This window comes from Lactiplantibacillus sp. 3062 (assembly GCF_055413545.1).
The window spans coordinates 486,012-506,753 of sequence record NZ_JBVAYE010000001.1; the positions used below are offsets into that span (position 1 = coordinate 486,012).

Here is a 20,742-nt window from a genome sequence, read left to right on the forward strand (position 1 = left end):
ATATATATTAATAATAAAAGTTCGTAGTAATAGTAGAGCAGTGGGTACTGTGGAAAACCGAGTAAAGACTCGGCGTTATCAAGTTTTCCACATGTGTATAAGTTGTGGAAAACTTTTTGAGTTATCCTTTTTTATCCACACTAAGATTTGAGCTGGCCTGTCAAATCACCCACGGCTTTTTGTAATTCAGCATCAGTTTTGAGTGCCTTAGTGATTTTATCATGCGCATGGATCACAGTCGTATGGTCCTTACCACCAAACTCGTTACCGATGCGCGGAAGTGAACTTTCAGTCAGTTCGCGTGATAAATACATGGCAATTTGACGTGGAATCACGATTTGTTTATTGCGTTTCTTTCCCTTAAGGTCAGCCATTGTTACATGGAAGTACTTGGCGACTTTTTCCTGAATGACGGGAATCGAAACCTCTGATAGTTTACTGCTAAGGTGCAAACTCTTCAATGCATCCGCCACTAAACTGGTGGTAATCGGTGAATTATTCAGTCGTGAGTATGCCTGCACTCGTGCTAAGGCACCTTCGAGTTCTCGCACGTTTGAGTCGATCTGACCGGCGATATAACTTAACGTATCGTCAGGGATTTCGATCCCTTCAAGATCGGCTTTATTGCGCAAAATAGCAATCCGCGTCTCGAGATCAGGTGGGGTAATATCAACGGATAATCCCCACTTAAACCTAGAAACTAGGCGATCTTGGAGTTGCGGAATTTCGTTCGGTAAGCGATCGGATGTAAGCACGATTTGCTTATCATCTTCATATAAAGCATTAAATGTATGGAAGAACTCTTCTTGGGTTGCTTCCTTATTGGCAAAAAATTGAATGTCGTCGACTAATAACAGGTCAACGTTCCGATATTCTTCGCGGAACGCCTCCTGTTTTTTAGTTTGAATGGCATTAATTAATTCATTCGTAAAAGATTCGCTAGTCACATATTTAATGTTACTAGTCGGATCGGTTTCTAACAATTTGTTACCGATAGCGTGCATTAGGTGGGTTTTTCCCAGACCAACGCCCCCGTAGAAAAACAACGGATTATACATGGTGCCGGGTTCTTCCGACACAACTAACGCAGCGGCATGGGCCATTTGATTGCCTTTACCGATCACGAAAGTATCAAAAGTGTATTTCGGGTTGAGTTTCGTTTCCCGCATAAATGTGGGGGTAGTTGCGGTTGTTGGTTGTTGTCCCGCAACGTTACCGGTAGTCACTTGCGAGTCCTTGTCTCTCGTAAGTTGCTGACGTTCTTCTTCCGTTATCATGACCGGCCGAATCTGCTCGTTAGTCGCTTGCATCGCAATGTCCGTGAACTTTGCGGCCAAGTTTTTCTCCCAATAGTCACGATGAAGTTGTGTTGGGACTTCGATCGTCATTTGGGCTTTATCGAGTTGGAGTGGTTTTGCCGGTTCGACAAACGTTTGAAACGTGATCTTGGACAGATCTTGTTCCATAGAGAACTTAATGAGATTCCATAAGTCATTACGTTCCAGCACGTGGATACCCCTTTTCTTAAAAAACGTAATTCTATTTTAGCATGAACATATAGAGTTTTCCACAAGTGGACAAGTTAAAGTTAAGAGAATTCACAGGCTGGGATTTGAATATACACAGCTTGTCGAAAACTAGGAATGAATTTTATAAAACAGCACTTATCCACAAAAACGAGTTTAAAACTAAAGCCGCAATAAAAGCGTTTATCGGAGTTATGCACACAACAAATACGCCCTGTGGATAACTAAATAACAACCCGTTAATTTGTCGAAAAACTTGTGGGTAAATTGCGAATAACGGAAAGTCACTTTGCTATAATCCACAAATAAATTCGCAATTAAATAATTTTTTGACCTCGAAATTACTACGGAGAAATTTAATTTACTGGTTTTCAAACAAATAAAAATATGCTATAGTAGTCAGGAAATGCGTTTAGATGTAAACTGCGTTTTGAAAATAACGACTTAATCGAATTGATTCATGTCATTATGGAGAAGGAGGTGTCATGATGAAGAGAACTTACCAACCAAAGAAGCGCCATCGTCAACGTGTACATGGTTTCCGCAAACGGATGAGCACCAGCAATGGCCGTAAAGTGTTAGCCCGTCGACGCCAACGAGGCAGAAAAGTATTGTCTGCATAGGCCACTGATAATCAGTGGCTTTTTCTTTACAGTCCTAGACCAGGTGTTTAGGGCTGTAAAGTTGTGTAGCAATTCGCTCAAGAGCTTGAGCGCACACATGGAGATGGATTATGCGAAAATCATATCGGGTAAAAAAAGAAACTGAGTTCCAACAAGTTTTTGAGACCCGCAACTCGTATGCCAATCGTCAATTTGTCATTTACGTTTTGGAAAAACCGGGGCAACCCCATTTCCGCGTCGGTATTTCGGTCGGTAAGAAGATCGGGAACGCCGTTGCGCGTAACTGGGTCAAACGCCGGATTCGGCAATCAATCACCGAGCTAAAGCCGCAGCTTAAGCAAGATGCAGACTTTCTCGTCATTGCCCGACCAACCGTTGCTGGTAAGTCGCAAGCCGAAACCAAAGCTTATCTAAGCCATGCGCTAAAGCTAGCGCACCTGCTGGACAATGATTAAAGTGAGGACATTCGTTTGAAAAAGTACAGAAAAATACTGGCAATGCTGGCCGTACTAGCGATTGTACTAGTTTTGAGTGGGTGTAGTAATACCCCAATCACGGATAAGAGCACCGGGTTTTGGGATGGCTTAATCATCTTGAACTTCTCACGGGCGATTATTTGGTTATCAAACTTGTTTGGTCATAGTTATGGTCTCGGGATCATCGTCTTTACGTTGATCATCCGGATCATTATCTTGCCATTGATGATCTTCCAAACCCGCAACATGGTAGCCATGCAAGAAGTCCAACCGCAGATGAAGGCTTTGCAAAAGAAGTATTCGTCACGCGATATGGAAACTCAGCAAAAGCTCCAAGCGGAAATGAAGAAGTTGTATGCCAAGCATGGTGTGCATCCAATGGCCAGCATGTTGCCATTACTAGTTCAGTTGCCTATTTTGATTGCGTTGTACCAAGCAATCTGGCGGACACAAGCCTTGAAGACCGGTTCGTTCTTATGGTTGCAATTAGGTAGCAAGGATCCGTACTACGTTTTGCCAATTCTAGCGGCGATCTTTACGTTTGCTAGTTCCTGGTTAGCGATGAAGTCGCAGCCAGAACAAAACGGGATGACAACGTCAATGACGTATTTGATGCCTGTGATTATTTTGATTACGGCCATTAACGTGCCATCAGCGTTGTCCTTGTACTGGGTGATTTCCAACGCGTTCCAAGTTGGTCAAACCTTGTTATTACAAAACCCATTCAAGATTAATCGCGAACGGGAAGCTAAGAAGCAAGCTGAACGTGATCGTAAGCGAACGCTTGAAAAAGCTAGAAAGCGCGCGATTCGTAATCATAAACGTTAAATACAAGTAGACCTGCCATGTGTGGTGGGTCTTTTTTGTTGGTTCTGTATCATTTTTACCAATCGGTCAATATGATTTGGACTGTGATGGCAGGATGCTAATGTGCGTTTATGTAAGGCCCCTGGACGGTCCGTGATGAGGAAATTGTAATGAACGATCAGGTGCTGGTAATCAAGCGGCTGACAATAATGCTTGTCTTGCACCGTTTGATCACATGTTTTTAATATTGTGGCGCGTCTCTGAAACGTGCCATGAACAGGTTGGTTATTGACATAATAAGCACTAGATTTTGCTAGTCTGAGTTTTCAGGGGTAGTAGAACGGCCGAAGTCCTAATCGTTGTAAGGGTTCATTAAGTGTTCATACTCAGGTGTTCGCATGGCGAATGGTAATGCTATAATGAAAGCAGGATTTTTAACGAGGAGGATTCAAGCATGACAGTATTTGAAGGTAATACCGTCGCGGCCGCAATCGCGGCTGGTCTAAAACAACTGCACCGAACACGCGATCAAGTTGAAGTTGAAGTGATCGCTGAAGCAAAAAAAGGATTTCTGGGGCTAGGCAAACACTCCGCCCAAGTACGGCTAACGGTGGTGCCAGCCTCCGCAGCACCTGCAACGACGCCAACTTCCGCTACGGCGACAGCGCAACAGTCAGTAGCTACTGAATCAACGACAGCACCGACCATGCCGCGGCCTACCGTGCGGACACCAAAGTCAACGCCGACCAGACAAGCTAAAACTAGTCAGGCCACGACCAGTGCCGCAAAACCAGCGACTAGCAAGGCGAAAGCAGTGGCTAAACCCGCTTCAATGGCGGTTACCACCGGCCCGGTTATCGCTGATACCGACCAATCTAAACCAGCGACCACTAGTAAGACCAAATCAGTGGCTGCTGACCAGAGCCAGACGCCGCGGACACCCGCAGAAATAGCAGCGCGCCAAGCGGCTAACGAGACCGCGGTGCGGGCGTTGTGTGATTACTTGCTTGCGGTGGTCAAAGAACTAGGTGTCACGGCGGATCTTGACGTCGACTTCGGCAACCGCTATGCGACATTGAATTTCGATACAACTAAGCAGGGTTTGTTGATTGGCAAACACGGTCGAACGATCAATGCACTGCAAGATTTGGCGCAAGTTTATATGAATCATCATGGCGCGTCACACGTTAACGTGGTGCTAGATGTGGATGATTATCGGGAGCGCCGGGCTGCGACACTTAAGCGGTTAGCCGAGAGTACGGCTCGAGAAGTGATTGCAACGGGCAAACAAGTTTTCTTGGACCCGATGCCATCGTTTGAACGGAAATTAATTCACGCTGAACTAGCGAATAATCACCATGTAACCACATTCTCAGAAGGCCGCGATCCGCACCGGGCCGTGGTTGTGGCGATTCGCAAATAGTTTATTCAAAGTAACGCAAACAGGCGTTTGACAAACTCCGGGTGAGCTATTATAGTAGGTGTTAATCATTCTTATCTTTTAGATAAAGTAGTCAAAGTGCTTTATCCACGCTTTAAGGTGGCGTGGACTAGGCGCTTTTTTTCTGCATTTTAGGACATATTATTAACTAATTGTAAGTAAATTTGGTATGGTATTAGGCGATGAAACGCTGACAAGAAAGGACATGATGGTATGCCAACGACCACAGAATTTGACACGATCGCGGCAATTTCAACGCCGCCTGGTGAGGGTGGTATTTCAATTATTCGGATTAGTGGGGACCAAACGTTTAACGTGGTGACCCAGATTTTTAAGGGTAAAGATCTCAGTCGAGTGCAATCACACACAATCAACTATGGACATATTGTTGATCCTGATACCCATCAGGAAGTCGACGAAGTCATGGCGACCGTAATGCGCGCGCCTAAAACTTATACGCGTGAAGACGTAGTTGAAATCAACTGTCACGGGGGACTCGTGGCAACTAATGAAATTTTACAATTGATCTTGAGTCACGGTGCGCGAATGGCGGAACCCGGTGAATTTACCAAGCGGGCATTCTTGAATGGTCGGCTGGACTTGTCACAGGCGGAAGCAGTTATGGATCTGATTCGTGCTAAGACGGATAAGTCCATGAAGGTCGCGTTAAACCAATTAGATGGTGATCTATCTAAGCTGATTCGACATTTACGGCAAGATATTTTGGACGTATTAGCCCAAGTAGAGGTCAATATTGATTATCCAGAGTATGACGCGGTTGAAACAATGACCACCAAGATGCTGAAGGAGAAGGCTACCGAGGTCGCCCAAAGCATTAATCAACTGTTAGCGACGGCTAAGCAAGGTAAGGTCTTACGCGAAGGTTTGGCAACGGCGATCATTGGGCGTCCCAATGTCGGTAAATCTAGTCTGCTTAACCACCTTTTGCATGAAGACAAAGCTATTGTGACGGATGTTGCCGGGACGACCCGCGATGTGATTGAAGAATACGTCAATGTTCGTGGAGTGCCATTGAAACTCGTCGATACGGCAGGAATTCGGGACACTGAAGATAAGGTCGAAAAGATTGGGGTCGAGCGAAGTCGCAAAGCAATCGGGGCCGCCGATTTAGTCTTATTAGTGTTGGATAATAGCCAACCGTTGACGGCTGAAGACCGAGAGTTGTTGCAAGAGACTGACCAGTCAAAACGAATCGTTATCTTGAACAAGACTGATCTACCAGCCCGTCTTGATCAAGCTGAATTGGCGCAATTAGTCGATTTGAGTGACGTTTTAAGCATGTCAGTCTTGGAACAAAGTGGCGTCACGCAACTTGAACAACGGATTGCCAAGATGTTCTTCAATGAAGGTATCGAAAGTAGTCAAAATAACGTGATGGTGACCAATGCGCGTCACATCGGTTTGTTGAATCAAGCCAAACAAGCGTTGCAAGATGTTCAAACGGGACTTGCGGCTGGTATGCCAGTTGATTTGGTTCAAATCGATATGACCCGTTGCTGGGAATTCCTCGGTCAAATTACCGGGGATAGCTATGAAGATGAATTATTAGACCAGCTATTTAGTCAGTTCTGTCTGGGTAAGTAGTGGTAGGAGGAAATTGGAATGACAGAAGTAAAGCAGTACCCAGGCCGCGACTATGATGTTATCGTCGTTGGTGCTGGTCATGCCGGTTCTGAAGCAGCATTGGCCGCTGCCCGAATGGGTAACCGGACACTCTTAATGACGATCAACCTAGACATGGTGGCCTTTATGCCATGTAATCCATCGGTTGGTGGTCCGGCTAAAGGAATTGTCGTCCGTGAGATTGATGCTTTGGGCGGTGAAATGGGCCGTAACATTGATAAGACTTACGTTCAGATGCGGATGCTTAATACGGGTAAAGGCCCAGCTGTTCGAGCTTTACGGGCCCAAGCTGATAAGCATGCTTACCATGCGGAAATGAAACACACGATTGAACGGGAACCGAATCTGACGTTACGGCAAGGAATTGTCGATGGCTTAATTGTTGAAGATGGGGTCTGCAAGGGCGTTATCACGAATACGGGAGCGCGCTATAGTGCCAAGAGTGTCGTTTTGACGACTGGGACGGCGGCTCGTGGCAAGATTATCATTGGTGAACTAATGTATTCTTCGGGTCCAAATAATTCGCAACCAGCGATGAAGTTATCTGGTGATCTGGAACGACTTGGATTTAACTTGGAACGGTTTAAGACCGGTACACCACCACGAGTCGATGGTAATACGATCGACTACAGTGTTACGGAAGAACAACCTGGTGATCCTGAACCACATCATTTTAGTTTTGAAACGAAGGATGCTGACTACATTGATCTAAAGCATCAATTATCTTGCTGGTTAACTTATACGAATGAGACGACTCATAAGATCATTCGTGAAAATCTTGATCGAGCACCAATGTTTACAGGCGTGATTGAAGGGGTCGGACCACGGTACTGCCCATCGATCGAAGATAAGATCGTGCGATTCGCTGATAAGAAGCGGCACCAATTATTCTTGGAACCAGAAGGCCGTAATACGGATGAATGGTATGTTCAGGGCCTTTCAACGTCGATGCCGGAAGAAGTTCAACAGCGGATTTTACATTCCATTAAGGGTCTTGAAGACGCTGAAATGATGCGCCCAGGTTATGCCATCGAATACGACGTGGTGGCGCCTTACCAGTTAAAGGCAACCTTGGAAACAAAGTTGGTCAAGAATCTCTATACTGCTGGTCAAACGAATGGGACTTCTGGGTATGAAGAAGCCGCTGGGCAAGGATTAATTGCCGGTATCAACGCTGGTTTGCGAGCCCTTGATCGTGGTCAATTCACTTTGAAGCGTAGTGATGCTTATATTGGAGTCATGATTGATGACTTAGTTACTAAGGGCACCAATGAACCCTATCGGTTACTAACGAGTCGGGCTGAATACCGGTTGATCTTACGGCATGATAATGCTGATTTGCGGTTAACGGATAAGGGCCGCGAGTTAGGATTGATTGATGATGAACGGTATGCGGCATTTGAGGCGAAACGCCAAGCAATCAAGAATGAACTTGACCGTTTAGGCAAAATCAGAATCAAGCCTAATGATGAGGTCAATGCTTTCTTACGTGCTCATAACTCTGGTGAGCTTAAGGATGGTGTGTTGGCGGCAGATTTCTTAAAGCGGCCAGAAGTACAATATGCTGATTTAATGAAATTTATCCCGGCAGCACCCGAACCACTAGAACGGCATATTATTGAGCAAGTTGAAATTCAGATCAAGTATGCCGGTTATATCCAAAAAGCAGAGGAACGTGTTGATCGATTGAAAAAGATGGAAGCTAAAAAGATTCCGGATCGGATCGATTATGATGCGATCGACGGATTAGCGACTGAGGCTCATCAGAAGCTAAAGAAGATTCAGCCGACAACGATTGCACAAGCTTCACGGATCAGTGGGGTTAATCCCGCGGATATTGCAATTCTGAGTGTTTATATTCAACAGGGGCGAATCGCTAAAGTTCAATAATCATCAGTAGTAGGTTATGACTGGTGTGTTCAGTTGATATTAACGAATGATGAAAGAAAAAATTAATATTTTTAACGATAAAGCACAATTCCAACTTGGAATTGTGCTTTTTTAGTGAGCTTACTTTTTAATTAGTACACGTTTCATTAAAAAAACAACAACACTTTAATTAATGATGACTAAATTAAATTAAGGTATTATACTTCAGAACTAGTAAACATTGTTTACAGTGTTTACAAAATAAAGGGGGAGTTATTGTTGGTAAGAGTTAGTAAGTTAGTCAGTGGTATTTTAGTGGCAAGTAGTTTATTAGTGAGTTCGGGTGTCATCGCTCAGGCAGATACGCCCGCTGCTCCCAACGCAGATAGTACGGCCAATACGACTGGTACGACTGATATTCAGGCGATGTTTAAAGGTAATAGTAGTCCGGTATCACCAGTTAATCCGGATAATCCCAATAAGCCTGATAATAGCGGTGATAGTGGTAACGGTGCTAAAGCCGGTGGCGGCTTATCGCTGATCTACGTTTCTAATAAATTAGATTTTGGAAGCCATGAGATCGATGTTTTAAATCCAGAAACGTACACTGCCGCAGAAACTGATTCGGATTTATCAGGTTTATGGAACAAAAAAGCAGTCACAGAAGTATCTGATGTCCGAGGAAGTAATGCTGGTTGGACACTGGCCGTTGCCGGGAGTAGTTTGACTGGTACAGACGGTTCTGTAATGAAAGGGGCAACGCTTCAGCTACCAAAAGGTACGGTAACTAATTCTGGTGCAACTAATAATGGCGTGCAGTCCACTGAGGCTCTTAACGTGTTAGATGGTAATTCGGCGACAGTATTATCGGCAGCGAAAGATCATGGTGCTGGTGTAACTGTTGATCAAATTGATCCAAGTAATGTTAAGTTAACGGTGCCGGCAAACACGGCTAAAGCGCAGGGGTACCAAACAACTTTGAACTGGAGTTTGAGTGATACACCAGCAAGTTAGTTAGAATATAACCAAGAGGGGAAGCTAAAGCAGATGGCGATGGCTAACGGTTATTATGGATAAAGTAATCGTTGATGTAATCGCGAGCAGTGGCTTCCCTTTTATTAAATGATAGCTTTAAAAGATGCGTCATAATATGGGGTGTGTTGAGATTGAAAGTGGTTATCCAATTCATAAGACTAATGGGTGTGAGTCTTGGATTTAGTATTTTAATCGGACAGACAGGAGTGTCGGCTAATCGGCAACAATCGGTCCACAACAACAATGTCGGTTTTAGTGTTGCCGCTGAGATACCAAAAAATCAGATTCATAAACAAAATTCTTTTTTTGATTTGAAAATGGCAAGCGGTCAACAGCAGACGTTACGGACAGTCATTTACAATGTCACTAATAAGGATATTAAGGTTCGAACGGCTATTCATACCGCGTATACGAATACTAATGGGACGATTGAATATATTAATCCGGCCAAATCGTACGATCAGTCGTTAAAATACCGAGTCAGTGATTTAGCCACAATTCAGGGTGAGCGGACAATAACGATTCCGGCTGAAGGCTCCAAAACGGTCGCAATCAAGGTGAAGTTACCTAAGCAGCCAGTAAATGGCGTCTTGTTGGGTGGATGGTATTTTAAACGGGTTGATGACAAGGTAACAGGAGTAACGGAGAAAAGTATCAACGTTAAGAATGAGTATTCGTATGTTATTGGGTTGAAATTATCTTCAGGAAAATTGCCAATTCCTAATTTGTGTCTAGGGCCGGTGAAAGCTGGCTTGAACAATTATCATCGAAGCATTATTGTTGCGCTACGTAATCCCGTCGCAAGAATCATTCCGAATTTAAAAATCCGAACGGTGATTATTAATAAGCGGCATCAAAAGGTCATTATTAAGAATACGAAAACGGGTGTCATGATGGCGCCAAACACAGTTTTTAAAGCACCAATGCCATTAGGATCACAACAATTACAACCGGGTGATTATCAGTTACAAATGACGGTTAATAATCAGCGTCATCATTGGCGATTTAAACGAGATTTTCATATTAGTATGACAGCAGCTCAAAAATATAATCATGAGTCAATTGATAATAAGGGGGTTAGTATGTGGATGCTAATTGGAATTGGCGCAATTTCAATGCTAGTACTGGGGTTAGGGTTAGGCGTAATCGTCTGGCTATGGCGGCGACAACGGCGGTCGAAGGATTAGGTTAATTAATGGGGGTAGGATGGTGCAACGGTTTAGCGTGTGTGTAGCAACCATTTTAATCAGTTTAATAATGTTAACAATAACGGGAGTTGCGGCCGTTGGGGGGCGGTCAACAGTCACCGTTAGCTTTTATGCTGGTCAGAGAACTCAGCAACAGATAGATAATCGCAACGTTAAGATTCCTAATGGGACCAGGCCATATCGTGTGGTGACAGAAAAGACGTTGACAAGACCAAAGGGGTATTATCAATTGCCACAGACTGATGAGCAGCTCTTAACCTGGTTTTATGCGAGTTTCGGTAGCGTGCTACTGATATTATTGATGGTTATCCGTTGGTTTAATAAAGAAAGCTATTGCTAGGTAAGGAGGGACCGTAGAAGTGAGAAGGTTACTTACTGGCACGTTGGTCGTGGGTGGGCTGTTATTGGTAGTTTGCCTCATGGCTGTTAATGGGCAGGCAAAGGTTGTCGATGAGCCGACCAGTGCGATGCAGGATATTACAACTAATTTCGAACAACGAACAATTGGTCGAGTGCCATGGCCCATTACACACATTGCGGCTAATTATGTGCGAGATGGTCACATGACGCACAAGACTAGTCGAGTGAAAATTACTTTAGGGAAAGGTGTAGTACATTCGCCGAATGGTAAGGGATTATATAATTTATGGGATCTGGTTTTGAATCGCCAAGGCAAAGAGTATGGTGCAACTTTCCTGGCTTATAATATCAATAATCGAGTTTGGCGACCGCATCGAACAGATACTATCAAGACGCATGGAATCAAAGCAGGTCAGCCGGTTTGGATTGGTAATAAGAGCAGTACTAATGCGAGCAGTAATCCCATTCGAACACTGCCTGCTTACATGGTAACGAAGCAGTACTGTCAAATGGTTAGTCAGATTAAATTATCACCACATATTACTGGATTTGAGGCTAATAAGCGCATCATTACCGGGACGGGCACACAAGGTGGTGATCTAATCACGGCTAAATTTGGTAATCAGATCAAAAAAACACGAGTCGATCATGAGGGGCGCTGGCAGATGAAATGCTTTAGCGGTAATGGTCACTTGATGGTAACGGAAACAAATGCGTATGATGATATTCCAGGGCACACTGAAACGGTGATTAATAACGGAACTCCACGAACGGATGCGACGATTAAGCTCAACTTGTTTTTAACTAATGGTCATACCTTTTCAACCGCTAAGGGACGCAAGGTATTAGTGACCGGAATGATCTTGGGGACTGATCAGAATGATTTTGATCGCGATGTTGTTTTAAAAAATAACGCACTAACCATCCACTTTGCCCATGCTGATGGAACGCCCATCGCTAATTATAAGGCTAATGGTTCGGTGAATGAGCCAGATAAGGCGGGGTATTTTCATCTGAAATTACCCACTGAATCGCTTAAACAAGGGCCTAATGATGTGAAAGTGTGGGTGTCAGATCAACACGGCCAACGATCTAATATTGATACGTTAACAGTTAATGTAAATTCAGGACTCATGTTTGGTCAAATCAATGCTCAAATGCGTTTTCGGAGTAACACGATTCCACAAAGCGAGCGCTTATTATCGCCCACAAATCAGTGGCAAATTGAGGTTCATGATACGCGATCAGTTGCTTCAAAGTGGTATGTGTATGCCACCGCAACTAAAATGAAGTCTGCTCAACACTCATTAATTGGGGATTTGGTCTATATTGATGCTGCTGGTCAAAAACATGTGATGACCAATCAGGAAACGTTGGTAGGCCATGGCACACATACAAATCCTAATCAACAAACTACAAATATTGCAGCAACCTGGCAAGCGCGACAAGGTATTTTTCTCGATGTTCAGCCCGAATTGTATGCAGGATCCTATCATGGAAAGATCAATTGGAGTTTGCAAGATACACCACAATCTTGATGAGTGGAAGAAAGATGTCATCAAGATGTGTTAGTTAGTCATTAAGGAAATTATGAATGACCGTCAAGATTGTTTTGGCGGTCATTTTAGTGTGATATCGTTGCAAGGTTACTTATAAATTTGTAAAAACGATTCACCAATACCAGACAAGCTGAGTTGATTGGACTATAATGATTGGAAGTTATAGCGGGGTAAGGGAGAACGTTTGATGAAAACTTTTAAGAGTATTATGAGCTGGGTACTACCAATTGTAGTGGGGTTACTCGTCGCCATGGTGATCAGGCACTTTATTTTTACGATGGTTCGGGTGGATGGACCGTCAATGGAACCTAACTTAGATGACAATGAGCGCGTCGCCGTGGTCAAGACAGCTAAGATTCAGCACCTCAGTGTCATCGTTTTTAACGCCTATCAAGTTGATCCAGACGCACGCTCCAAGACGGTCAAATATGTCAAACGAGTGATCGGAATGCCCGGTGATACAGTTAAATCTGAAGACGGCCGACTCTATGTCAATGGCAAGCTTGTCCCGCAGAAGTTCATCAGTCAGTATGAGCGGACGCAGGGAACGACAAATTGGGATTTGAGTACGCTGGAGAACCGTTACAGTTGGAATCTGAAAACAACTAAGGTCCCTAAGCATTCGTACTTTGTGTTAGGTGATCATCGGTCAGTGTCAAATGATAGTCGTTACTGGGGATTTGTCCCAGCCAATAAGGTATTGGGCGTGGTCAAAGTGCCATTTTGGGACTCGAATAAAACTAAGCGCCATAATATTAATTCAATTAGTTACTGAATAGCAGCCAGCGCGACTCGTTAGTGAGCGCGCTTTTTTTGTATGCTCACCAACTGAATGGTAGGGGGGAACTAAGTTGGTTAGTCATTCTTTACAGGGAGAACAACGTGGGATGGTTAAAGTGACTAATGTTGTTCAGAAAAGCAAACAAAAGGTAGCATCTAAATTGAATTTAATGGTCAATAAGCCTAGAATAATGGCAAGTATCACGATGGAGGCTGGTAAATATGGCAACTGAACTAACACCGGATGCACTTGCCGCTTTACGGACAACGCATGCGCAGGATCGAATGGCACCAGTATTGACGCGAGCGATTACGAAGAATGGGATTGAGGCTGCAAGTTTTGATAATCAAGCTGCGAGTCGCTTAGCACGGACTTTTTCTGTTGAAGTACCAACGGGTAAGGTCAGTAATCAGAAGCACAGCGGTCGTTGCTGGGAGTTTTCATTATTAAACACGCTCCGGCATAAGTTTGCGACCCGGTATCACGTCAAAGACTTTGAGTTATCACAAAACTATTTGTTTTTCTGGGATAAGATTGAAAGGGCTAATATTTTTTATCGGAATGTTGAACAAACGGCGCGTCAGCCGATTGATGACCGGCTTGTTCAGTTCTTATTTGCTAATCCGGGCGAAGATGGTGGTCAGTGGGCGATGGCGGCCAGCTTGGTTCAAAAGTATGGCGTCGTTCCAGCTAGTGTGATGCCAGAGTCCTTCAACACTGATAATACGACGGCATTTCAAGCCAGTTTATCACGGCAGCTTCGTAAAGATGGGTTAAAACTTCGGCAACTCGTGATGGATGGTGCAAGCGAGGCCGAGCTACAATCACTGGAGAAATCAATGTTGCAAACGGTCTATCGGATGACGGCGTACTCATTTGGTGAACCACCAACTAGCTTTGATTTAGAATATCGTGATGATGAGCAACAGTACCATCGTACGGCTAATTTAACGCCTCAGCAATTCTATCAGGACTACTTTGAAACTGATCTGGATGATTACGTGGTCGTTACTAATTCACCAGATAAGCCGTTTAATCGACTTTATAGCTTGCCAGACGAGGATAACGTGATTGGTGGTAAGCCTATCGAATTTTTGAACCTTGATATGGGTGTGCTGACGGACGTTGCTGTGCAACAGTTACAGGCTGGCGAAACGGTTTGGTTTGGCAACGATGTGTTGCGACAGATGGACCGGAAGACGGGATACTTGGATGCTCATTTATTTGAAACTGGCAAGTTATTTGGAACCAACGATCATCTGACTAAGGCGCAACGGCTGTTAACAGGTGAAGGTGAAGTTAGCCATGCCATGACGTTAACCGGCGTTGACTTAGTGGCTGATACGCCAACTAAGTGGAAGGTCGAAAATAGTTGGGGTGAGCAAGTAGGTGATCAAGGCTACTTCGTAATGAGCCAAGATTGGTTTAATGAGTACGTCTATGAAGTAGTTGTTCACAAGCATTTCTTGGCACCGGAATTTCAGGCGCTGCTTAACGAACGTGCACAGCGGCTACCCGCATGGGATCCGTTGCACTAGGAGGGTAATGTGATGGGAATATTTTCAGAACGATTAAAAGAAGCGATGCAACAAGCGAACATAACCTCTGCTCAGTTATCTAAACAAACGGGAATTGGTCGTTCATCAATCAGCCAGTGGTTAAGTAATAAATACGTGGCTAAACATGATAAGGTTACGGCGTTAGCGACGGTACTGAATGTGTCGCCAGATTGGCTGCTAGGTACGACTGATGTTGCAACAGCGGTGGCCCCGGAAGCGGTACCGATTCCAGTATCGGTCACGCCAACCCCTGCCGTTGACCCCGAATTAATAACATTGTGGGAACAGCTGGATACCAAACAACGATCTAAGTTGATCAAAAAGGCACGGAAGTTGTTGACTAAGTCGGCCGAACAGCCCAACACAAAGCGGAAAAAGAACAAGAAAAAGAAAAAAGGCAAGAAACGGAAATAAGGCAATGCAAAAAACAACTTTTGCTCCTCAGCTCGTCGTGAGGAACAAAAGTTGTTTTTGACTGTCATGATGAATGATTAGGGGTTGATAATGGTGAACTAAATGGTCCATTTTTCCCAGTCACGCGCCCAAATCAGTCCCATGACGCCTTCTCCAACGTGAACCCCAACGACGGGACCGATCTCGCCTTCATCGATGGTGAGATCAGGAAAGCTAGCCTTCAAGTCAGCTGTCCATTCGGCTTGGAGTTTCGGATTGTTGCCGTTTTCGATTGTGACGCGAAGTGGATAGTCAACGGCAGCAATCTCGGCAGCCAGCTTGGCTTTGATGGCTGCGTATGCCCGCCGCATCGTTCGTTCTTTTTGAATAGCGACGATCTTGCCATCTTGAAAGGTCAGAACGGGTTTAATGCGTAAGAGGTTGCCAACGAGTCCAGAAGCGTTTGAGAGCCGACCAGTCCGAACCAAGTGACTGAGATTATCGACAACAAAATATACGCCGGTTGTTTCACGGATTTTTTTGAGCTGAGCAATAACTTGTTCGGGTGAGTATCCTTCAGCGACTAATTTAGCAGCTAACAAGACCATGTAAGCTTCTCCACCAGCCGTAATTAGTGAATCAAACGGATAAACCTTGATGTTGGTTACGTTTGGCAGGTAACTTTCGAGATTAGTAATAAAGCTGGTGATACCAGAAGAAAGATGGATACTAATGACAGCATCATAGCCCGCCTTTGCCAGCTGATCATAAGTCGTTTGCATCTGACCAAGGGTAATCTGAGTGGTCGTTGGTAACTCAGGCGCGGTACGCATTCGTTCATAAAATTCTTTGGACGTTATTTCGACGTTTTCTAAGTAGGTTTGGTGACCAAAAATAACAGTAATTGGGACGACGTGAATATGATACTTTTCAACATCGGCCGCTGAGAGGTAGCTTGCGCTATCCGTTACAATTGCGGTTTTCATTTTTCCCCCGCTTTCATTTGGTGAAAGTATTGCCTAACATTATAACGCTTGTCAGTAGTTGAAAGCTAGCTTTGATGAATAGATTAAGGCGATTAATGTTTGAAATTCTCAACAACTAACGTCATAATGAGAATCATTAAATGGGGGAGGGCACAGGATGACCAAACGAATTGAGATAAAACCGGCAACAGCTGCGGATCAAGCAGCGCTGGCTGAAATATATTTAGTGGACCGTCAGCAAGATTTTCCATGGGTCACTGATCCACAACTGCAAGATTTTAACGAAGACAGCCGTGGTGAATTCGTGCTGGTCGCGTGGATTGATGGTCAGCGGGCTGGCTTTTGTTCGTTGTACCGGCTGGCCAACTTCATTCATCTGCTTTTTGTGGCCCCAGATTTCCGCCACTTGAAAGTTGGTGAACGGCTACTGACAGAAATGCGCCAGTATGCAACCGAACCACTCACGTTGAAGTGTGTGATGGCCAACGAAAATGCCCTGCGATTTTATGCGCAAGTAGGGTTTCGAATTGTCAAAGCAGATGCGGACGCGCTCCCACCAAATTATACGTTGCGTGATACGCATACTGAGCAGTACGTGGCATTAGTGGATGTTATGGCCAATGAACGCAAACTTAATTAATCTAATTTATTTTTAATTTTAAGGTTGACATTGTGATAATCTGGCGCTAGAATCTAATCATTAATTAAATTTAGATTAAAAACCGTGATAAGGAACGGTGCTAAGCTGGTTAGTTAGCGAGCTGCGGATTGGTGTAAGGCAGTCAATACCACTTAACATAGATCACCTTGGAGTTGCGCCTCGAAATTCGTGGAGATGGTGCTGGATGGTACCCATTAATGTACCGGCGTATCGCAATTGCTGTACGTACTAAGGTGACTATTGTGAAGTAGTCGCGAATAAAGGTGGTAACCCGTTCTGGACGTCCTTTAATTAACTCATAGGAGTTAGTTAAAGGACGTTTTTTTATGATTTAAAGGTGGTGAGGAGTATGGAATCGGACATTCAGGTGGCTAGTTACCAACAAATGTGGGCAATGGTAACTAGTCGCACGAGGACTTGCTCCTCGAGTAACACATAGGTCAACAAGGAATCAAAAACACATAGTATAACTGAGTACTCCGGGTAGATCACATACGATACCACGTGTATCGATTAACACATAGTTTTAGCAACGTGCAATTTATACGTTTAGGCACACATAGTTTTAACATGAACGATATTTATGACCCGTAGTCTTAATAATTCGTATTTAAGACGCCCGTACAATTAGCTGGCGCACTGAATACATCCAAATAATGAAGTGACAACTAGATTAATTGTAATGAGTTAACGTATTAGCAATGATTAGACGGCCTCATTACGAACACATATTGGGATAACAGTAACCACAAACACATAATGGAGGTTTTATAATGACAACTACCACCACAGAAACTCAAGTTGCACAACAGCTATTTACGGCCTATCAGACACAGCATGCGTTAACAATGGCTGATTTTACAAGTAGTGTCGCTGACGAAGACGCTGCGTATCGAGTTCAAGCCGCATTAACGGCCTTAAAACAGCAGCCGGTTGGTGGATACAAGGTCTCGTTGACGAGTGCGGAAACTCAAAAGATGTTTGATGCTCATGCGCCGCTGTACGGTGCCCAGGTTGCAGATCACTTTTTGGCGGCACCAACCACGGTTCGACGCGGGCAACTAATGGACCCACTCGTCGAAGTTGAGTTGGTCTTTAAGGCTAAAGAAGACCTGTCAACCACCGATTCATTGACCGATTTATGGCAAAAAACGACTGTCGCGCCGGGACTTGAATTGCCAGATTCACGTTTTGCTGACTGGTTTCCCGATTTGCCTAAAAATTTGGTGGTCGCGGATGCCGCAGTCGGTGGGCTAGTGGTATATGGAACTGAACGGGAGACTGCCGAGTTGTTCGCTTCAGCTGATGCAGTGGCAACGCCAAAGTGTACGCTAGTCCATGATGGGGAGACGGTTAAAACTGGTCAAGCGAGTGAAGTGTTGGGTAACCCGCTTGAGTCATTGAAGTGGTTAGTCGGCAAGCTTGCAGAGCAAGGTAAGACATTAACGGCTGGTCAACGAGTTTCGTCGGGGACGTTTGTCCTACCACCACATTTGACCGCGGGGCACTGGCAAGCCGACTTCGATGCCGGGCTGGGACAGGTCGCACTGGATGTAACGGAAGCCTAAGTAAAATAATTACGAAAAAGGCCTTCATAAATGTCATGACATTTATGAAGGCCTTTTTGAAGTGTTGCTAAATGAATGTTTTTCAGATGATTAGTAATTTTCAAAGATTGGACAGACTGCTAATTATCCAATTTGTAGACCAGAATGTTTCACGTGAAACATTACTTATTTAAACGATGGTAGTTTTGATCAAAGTACTTGCCGTTGCGAATATCATTCGGCATTTCTTTGTAAGGTGCTTCACTGATTACATCTTCATTGTTTTGGCCGGCGTCGCCCATGTAAGTAATATTGGCAAATTCGGGTACAACTAGTTTTGGATAAGTGGCATACTTTTCACGAGACTGTTCCATTAAATCGATGTGTTCGTTTTGGTAAGTGACCGTAATTTCAGGGTGTTCTTCAACCCACTTTGGGAAGAAAATCGTACCGTGTAGTTTCTTCTCATTGGGCATGAAGTCTAGTGCAACGTCAGTCCCAGTTGGTTCAGTCCAAGAAATTTTGTAAATGCCTTCGGTCAACATGACGATGTCAGCTTTTTGATCAGTGACCCAACGACCGGCAACCATCCCACCGTGGATTCGGTAATCAACGGTGTGGTCGTTCTTGGCGTACCACTCGTATTCCCAGCCGTTATCATAAGTGTAGATAAAGTGTGTGCCGAGAAAGTCATCAAGTGTTTTAAAAGTTTTTGTCATTAGAATTACCTTCCTTATGTCTAATATGTCATTTTAATCATGTAATTTATTACATGTTTTAAACAACAAGGTTAGTGTATACTGTTATCAAGGAATCGTCAAGGAGGAATTTCCAATGGCGCAAAAAAACAAGTTACAATTTATTATTCTAGGGTTATTAAACCAGCAACCATTAACGGGCTATGATCTAACTAAAGCCTTTGATGACGAGATCGGTGAATTCTGGCAAGCTCAACATAGTCAAATTTATCCGCAATTGAAGCGACTAGAAGAACAAGGTTACGTCACGCATGAAATTACGGTCAGTGGCGAAAAACTTGAAAAGAAACTCTACCACATCACCGCAACTGGTCGGCAGCTGTTACATGAGTGGATCAGTGTCGGTACACCAGACTTAACCGCTACGAAAGATGAATTTATTTTAAAACTATACTTTATTCAAACGGATCGTGATCCACGCCTACTAGCGATGTTACAGGAACAGCTCACCTTGCACACAGCTAAGTTAGCACACTTACAACAGCGATTGGCGACCGTTTTCCCGCAAGCTAAAGCTGCTAAGCAACATTATGGTCACTATTTGATCTTACAACATGCGATCGGACGAGAAGACTACTATGTGAATTGGTTGAAGCAGACGTTGAAAGCCTTACCGGAGTAATGGGGAGAGTGCTGCCGCTCTAACTGGTGGCTGGAATCATAGCGTTAAAAGCTACCCTTAATTATTTAGAGCGGCGTTTGAAGGAAATCAGCTTATGATTATATGCGTGTGAGAAATGGTGCCGTTTGAATTCTGAAACTGGTATAATGGCAGTGGTCAATATCAATTCACTTCAATGAGGAGATTAACTATGGAAAATCAAAAAATGCAAGAGCCACTTGTCTATCGGCGAATTTTACTGACCGTTGATGAGGACGATAATACCTCTTCAGAACGTGCGTTTCGATACGCAACGACTTTGGCCCACGACTATGATGTTCCGTTAGGAATTTGTTCGGTGCTGGAAAGCGAAGATATCAATATCTTTGATTCATTAACACCGTCGAAAATCCAAGCTAAACGGAAACACGTTGAAGATGTCGTTGCCGAGTATGTTCAGCTTGCTGAACAACGAGGCGTTAATCAAGTAGAGCCGCTTGTCTATGAAGGCGGTGATGTGGATGACGTCATTTTAGAGCAAGTTATTCCAGAATTTAAACCAGATCTATTAGTGACCGGTGCCGATACCGAATTTCCACATTCTAAGATTGCTGGGGCAATTGGTCCGCGTTTAGCCCGAAAAGCACCTATTTCAGTTATCGTTGTTCGGTAATCAAGACTCGGGACAGGGATTAAGATCCAAGCTGATGAAATTTTAACAACCGCAAGCTCATCATGGCTAATGAGGAGCTTGCGGTTGTTTTTGACTGCTATTGTTCATTAATGAACTTAACAATTTAATTTTTTTATTGGCTATAAATACTGCTAAACATGAGTTTATAAGTGTACTGTTTGGATGATATTAAATAATTTTTCAAATTCTTGTTGCATTATGAGCAAGGATGGCT

At 44.0% G+C, this 20,742-nt stretch carries 19 protein-coding genes; 16 read left to right on the forward strand and 3 right to left on the reverse strand.

Annotated features, from left to right (window positions below):
• Positions 1-140 precede the first annotated feature (140 nt).
• Complete coding sequence (gene dnaA, locus ACWQAU_RS02205; protein ID WP_003641628.1) at positions 141-1,508, reverse strand: chromosomal replication initiator protein DnaA; 1,368 nt, start codon at positions 1,506-1,508, stop codon at positions 141-143.
• Positions 1,509-2,014: 506 nt separating this feature from the next.
• Here dnaA and rpmH point away from each other — a divergent pair.
• The 12 genes from rpmH to ACWQAU_RS02265 all read left to right on the forward strand — a co-directional run bounded on the left by rpmH (position 2,015) and on the right by ACWQAU_RS02265 (position 15,302).
• On the forward strand, positions 2,015-2,149 hold the full coding sequence (gene rpmH / locus ACWQAU_RS02210; protein WP_003640225.1) for a 50S ribosomal protein L34: 135 nt from the start codon (positions 2,015-2,017) through the stop codon (positions 2,147-2,149).
• Positions 2,150-2,259: 110 nt separating this feature from the next.
• Entirely contained in the window at positions 2,260-2,604 is a 345-nt protein-coding gene (rnpA, locus tag ACWQAU_RS02215; RefSeq protein ID WP_003640224.1) for a ribonuclease P protein component, read from the forward strand.
• 15 nt (positions 2,605-2,619) lie between these two features.
• The gene (gene yidC / locus ACWQAU_RS02220; protein WP_003641627.1) at positions 2,620-3,453 is read left to right on the forward strand and encodes a membrane protein insertase YidC; all 834 of its coding nucleotides are present in this window, start codon (positions 2,620-2,622) and stop codon (positions 3,451-3,453) included.
• Positions 3,454-3,886: 433 nt separating this feature from the next.
• Entirely contained in the window at positions 3,887-4,855 is a 969-nt protein-coding gene (gene jag / locus ACWQAU_RS02225; RefSeq protein WP_003641623.1) for an RNA-binding cell elongation regulator Jag/EloR, read from the forward strand.
• 231 nt (positions 4,856-5,086) lie between these two features.
• Positions 5,087-6,478: a tRNA uridine-5-carboxymethylaminomethyl(34) synthesis GTPase MnmE gene (gene mnmE, locus ACWQAU_RS02230; protein WP_003641622.1), complete on the forward strand. Its 1,392-nt coding sequence runs from the start codon at positions 5,087-5,089 to the stop codon at positions 6,476-6,478.
• Positions 6,479-6,496: 18 nt separating this feature from the next.
• Positions 6,497-8,407, forward strand: coding sequence for a tRNA uridine-5-carboxymethylaminomethyl(34) synthesis enzyme MnmG (gene mnmG, locus ACWQAU_RS02235; RefSeq protein WP_003641621.1), 1,911 nt, complete (start codon positions 6,497-6,499; stop codon positions 8,405-8,407).
• Positions 8,408-8,662: 255 nt separating this feature from the next.
• The gene (locus ACWQAU_RS02240; protein ID WP_003641620.1) at positions 8,663-9,400 is read left to right on the forward strand and encodes a WxL domain-containing protein; all 738 of its coding nucleotides are present in this window, start codon (positions 8,663-8,665) and stop codon (positions 9,398-9,400) included.
• Positions 9,401-9,582: 182 nt separating this feature from the next.
• Entirely contained in the window at positions 9,583-10,608 is a 1,026-nt protein-coding gene (locus ACWQAU_RS02245; protein WP_003641619.1) for a DUF916 and DUF3324 domain-containing protein, read from the forward strand.
• Between the two features lie 380 nt (positions 10,609-10,988).
• Complete coding sequence (locus ACWQAU_RS02250) at positions 10,989-12,527, forward strand: cell surface protein (protein WP_003641617.1); 1,539 nt, start codon at positions 10,989-10,991, stop codon at positions 12,525-12,527.
• A gap of 208 nt (positions 12,528-12,735) precedes the next feature.
• Positions 12,736-13,323: a signal peptidase I gene (gene lepB / locus ACWQAU_RS02255; RefSeq protein ID WP_003641616.1), complete on the forward strand. Its 588-nt coding sequence runs from the start codon at positions 12,736-12,738 to the stop codon at positions 13,321-13,323.
• A 227-nt stretch (positions 13,324-13,550) separates the two neighbouring features.
• Positions 13,551-14,867: a C1 family peptidase gene (locus ACWQAU_RS02260; RefSeq protein ID WP_003641614.1), complete on the forward strand. Its 1,317-nt coding sequence runs from the start codon at positions 13,551-13,553 to the stop codon at positions 14,865-14,867.
• A 12-nt stretch (positions 14,868-14,879) separates the two neighbouring features.
• Positions 14,880-15,302, forward strand: a complete 423-nt coding sequence (locus ACWQAU_RS02265; protein WP_003641613.1) for a helix-turn-helix domain-containing protein — start codon at positions 14,880-14,882, stop codon at positions 15,300-15,302.
• 98 nt (positions 15,303-15,400) lie between these two features.
• On the opposite strand, the gene ACWQAU_RS02270 is transcribed toward ACWQAU_RS02265, so the two are convergent.
• A complete protein-coding gene (locus ACWQAU_RS02270) occupies positions 15,401-16,267 on the reverse strand; it encodes a DegV family protein (RefSeq protein ID WP_003641612.1) in 867 nt (288 codons plus the stop codon).
• A gap of 157 nt (positions 16,268-16,424) precedes the next feature.
• Here ACWQAU_RS02270 and ACWQAU_RS02275 point away from each other — a divergent pair, with 157 nt between their 5' ends.
• Together ACWQAU_RS02275 and ACWQAU_RS02280 are read left to right on the forward strand one after the other, a co-directional pair.
• Entirely contained in the window at positions 16,425-16,907 is a 483-nt protein-coding gene (locus tag ACWQAU_RS02275; RefSeq protein ID WP_003641611.1) for a GNAT family N-acetyltransferase, read from the forward strand.
• A gap of 794 nt (positions 16,908-17,701) precedes the next feature.
• Complete coding sequence (locus tag ACWQAU_RS02280; protein WP_027821608.1) at positions 17,702-18,496, forward strand: 2-keto-4-pentenoate hydratase; 795 nt, start codon at positions 17,702-17,704, stop codon at positions 18,494-18,496.
• A 161-nt stretch (positions 18,497-18,657) separates the two neighbouring features.
• Here the strand turns inward: ACWQAU_RS02280 and ACWQAU_RS02285 are convergent, their stop codons facing one another.
• Positions 18,658-19,194 carry a phenolic acid decarboxylase gene (locus ACWQAU_RS02285; protein WP_003641609.1) on the reverse strand — a complete coding sequence of 179 codons (537 nt, stop codon included), beginning with the start codon at positions 19,192-19,194 and terminating at the stop codon, positions 18,658-18,660.
• A 115-nt stretch (positions 19,195-19,309) separates the two neighbouring features.
• Between ACWQAU_RS02285 and ACWQAU_RS02290 the strand changes: the two genes are divergently transcribed.
• Positions 19,310-19,855: a PadR family transcriptional regulator gene (locus ACWQAU_RS02290; RefSeq protein ID WP_003641608.1), complete on the forward strand. Its 546-nt coding sequence runs from the start codon at positions 19,310-19,312 to the stop codon at positions 19,853-19,855.
• 190 nt (positions 19,856-20,045) lie between these two features.
• Entirely contained in the window at positions 20,046-20,507 is a 462-nt protein-coding gene (locus ACWQAU_RS02295) for a universal stress protein (protein ID WP_003641607.1), read from the forward strand.
• The last annotated feature ends 235 nt before the right edge of the window (positions 20,508-20,742 follow it).

What these genes read in the sequence shown, in the direction of transcription:
- ACWQAU_RS02270 (WP_003641612.1), bottom strand. Translation starts at nt 16,267, where the DNA reads ATGAAAACCGCAATTGTAACGGATAGCGCAAGCTACCTCTCAGCGGCC.
- mnmE (WP_003641622.1), top strand. Translation starts at nt 5,087, where the DNA reads ATGCCAACGACCACAGAATTTGACACGATCGCGGCAATTTCAACGCCG.
- rnpA (WP_003640224.1), top strand. Translation starts at nt 2,260, where the DNA reads ATGCGAAAATCATATCGGGTAAAAAAAGAAACTGAGTTCCAACAAGTT.
- jag (WP_003641623.1), top strand. Translation starts at nt 3,887, where the DNA reads ATGACAGTATTTGAAGGTAATACCGTCGCGGCCGCAATCGCGGCTGGT.
- ACWQAU_RS02295 (WP_003641607.1), top strand. Translation starts at nt 20,046, where the DNA reads ATGGAAAATCAAAAAATGCAAGAGCCACTTGTCTATCGGCGAATTTTA.
- lepB (WP_003641616.1), top strand. Translation starts at nt 12,736, where the DNA reads ATGAAAACTTTTAAGAGTATTATGAGCTGGGTACTACCAATTGTAGTG.
- ACWQAU_RS02285 (WP_003641609.1), bottom strand. Translation starts at nt 19,194, where the DNA reads ATGACAAAAACTTTTAAAACACTTGATGACTTTCTCGGCACACACTTT.
- ACWQAU_RS02245 (WP_003641619.1), top strand. Translation starts at nt 9,583, where the DNA reads ATGGGTGTGAGTCTTGGATTTAGTATTTTAATCGGACAGACAGGAGTG.
- rpmH (WP_003640225.1), top strand. Translation starts at nt 2,015, where the DNA reads ATGAAGAGAACTTACCAACCAAAGAAGCGCCATCGTCAACGTGTACAT.
- ACWQAU_RS02280 (WP_027821608.1), top strand. Translation starts at nt 17,702, where the DNA reads ATGACAACTACCACCACAGAAACTCAAGTTGCACAACAGCTATTTACG.
- ACWQAU_RS02265 (WP_003641613.1), top strand. Translation starts at nt 14,880, where the DNA reads ATGGGAATATTTTCAGAACGATTAAAAGAAGCGATGCAACAAGCGAAC.
- ACWQAU_RS02275 (WP_003641611.1), top strand. Translation starts at nt 16,425, where the DNA reads ATGACCAAACGAATTGAGATAAAACCGGCAACAGCTGCGGATCAAGCA.
- ACWQAU_RS02260 (WP_003641614.1), top strand. Translation starts at nt 13,551, where the DNA reads ATGGCAACTGAACTAACACCGGATGCACTTGCCGCTTTACGGACAACG.
- mnmG (WP_003641621.1), top strand. Translation starts at nt 6,497, where the DNA reads ATGACAGAAGTAAAGCAGTACCCAGGCCGCGACTATGATGTTATCGTC.
- ACWQAU_RS02290 (WP_003641608.1), top strand. Translation starts at nt 19,310, where the DNA reads ATGGCGCAAAAAAACAAGTTACAATTTATTATTCTAGGGTTATTAAAC.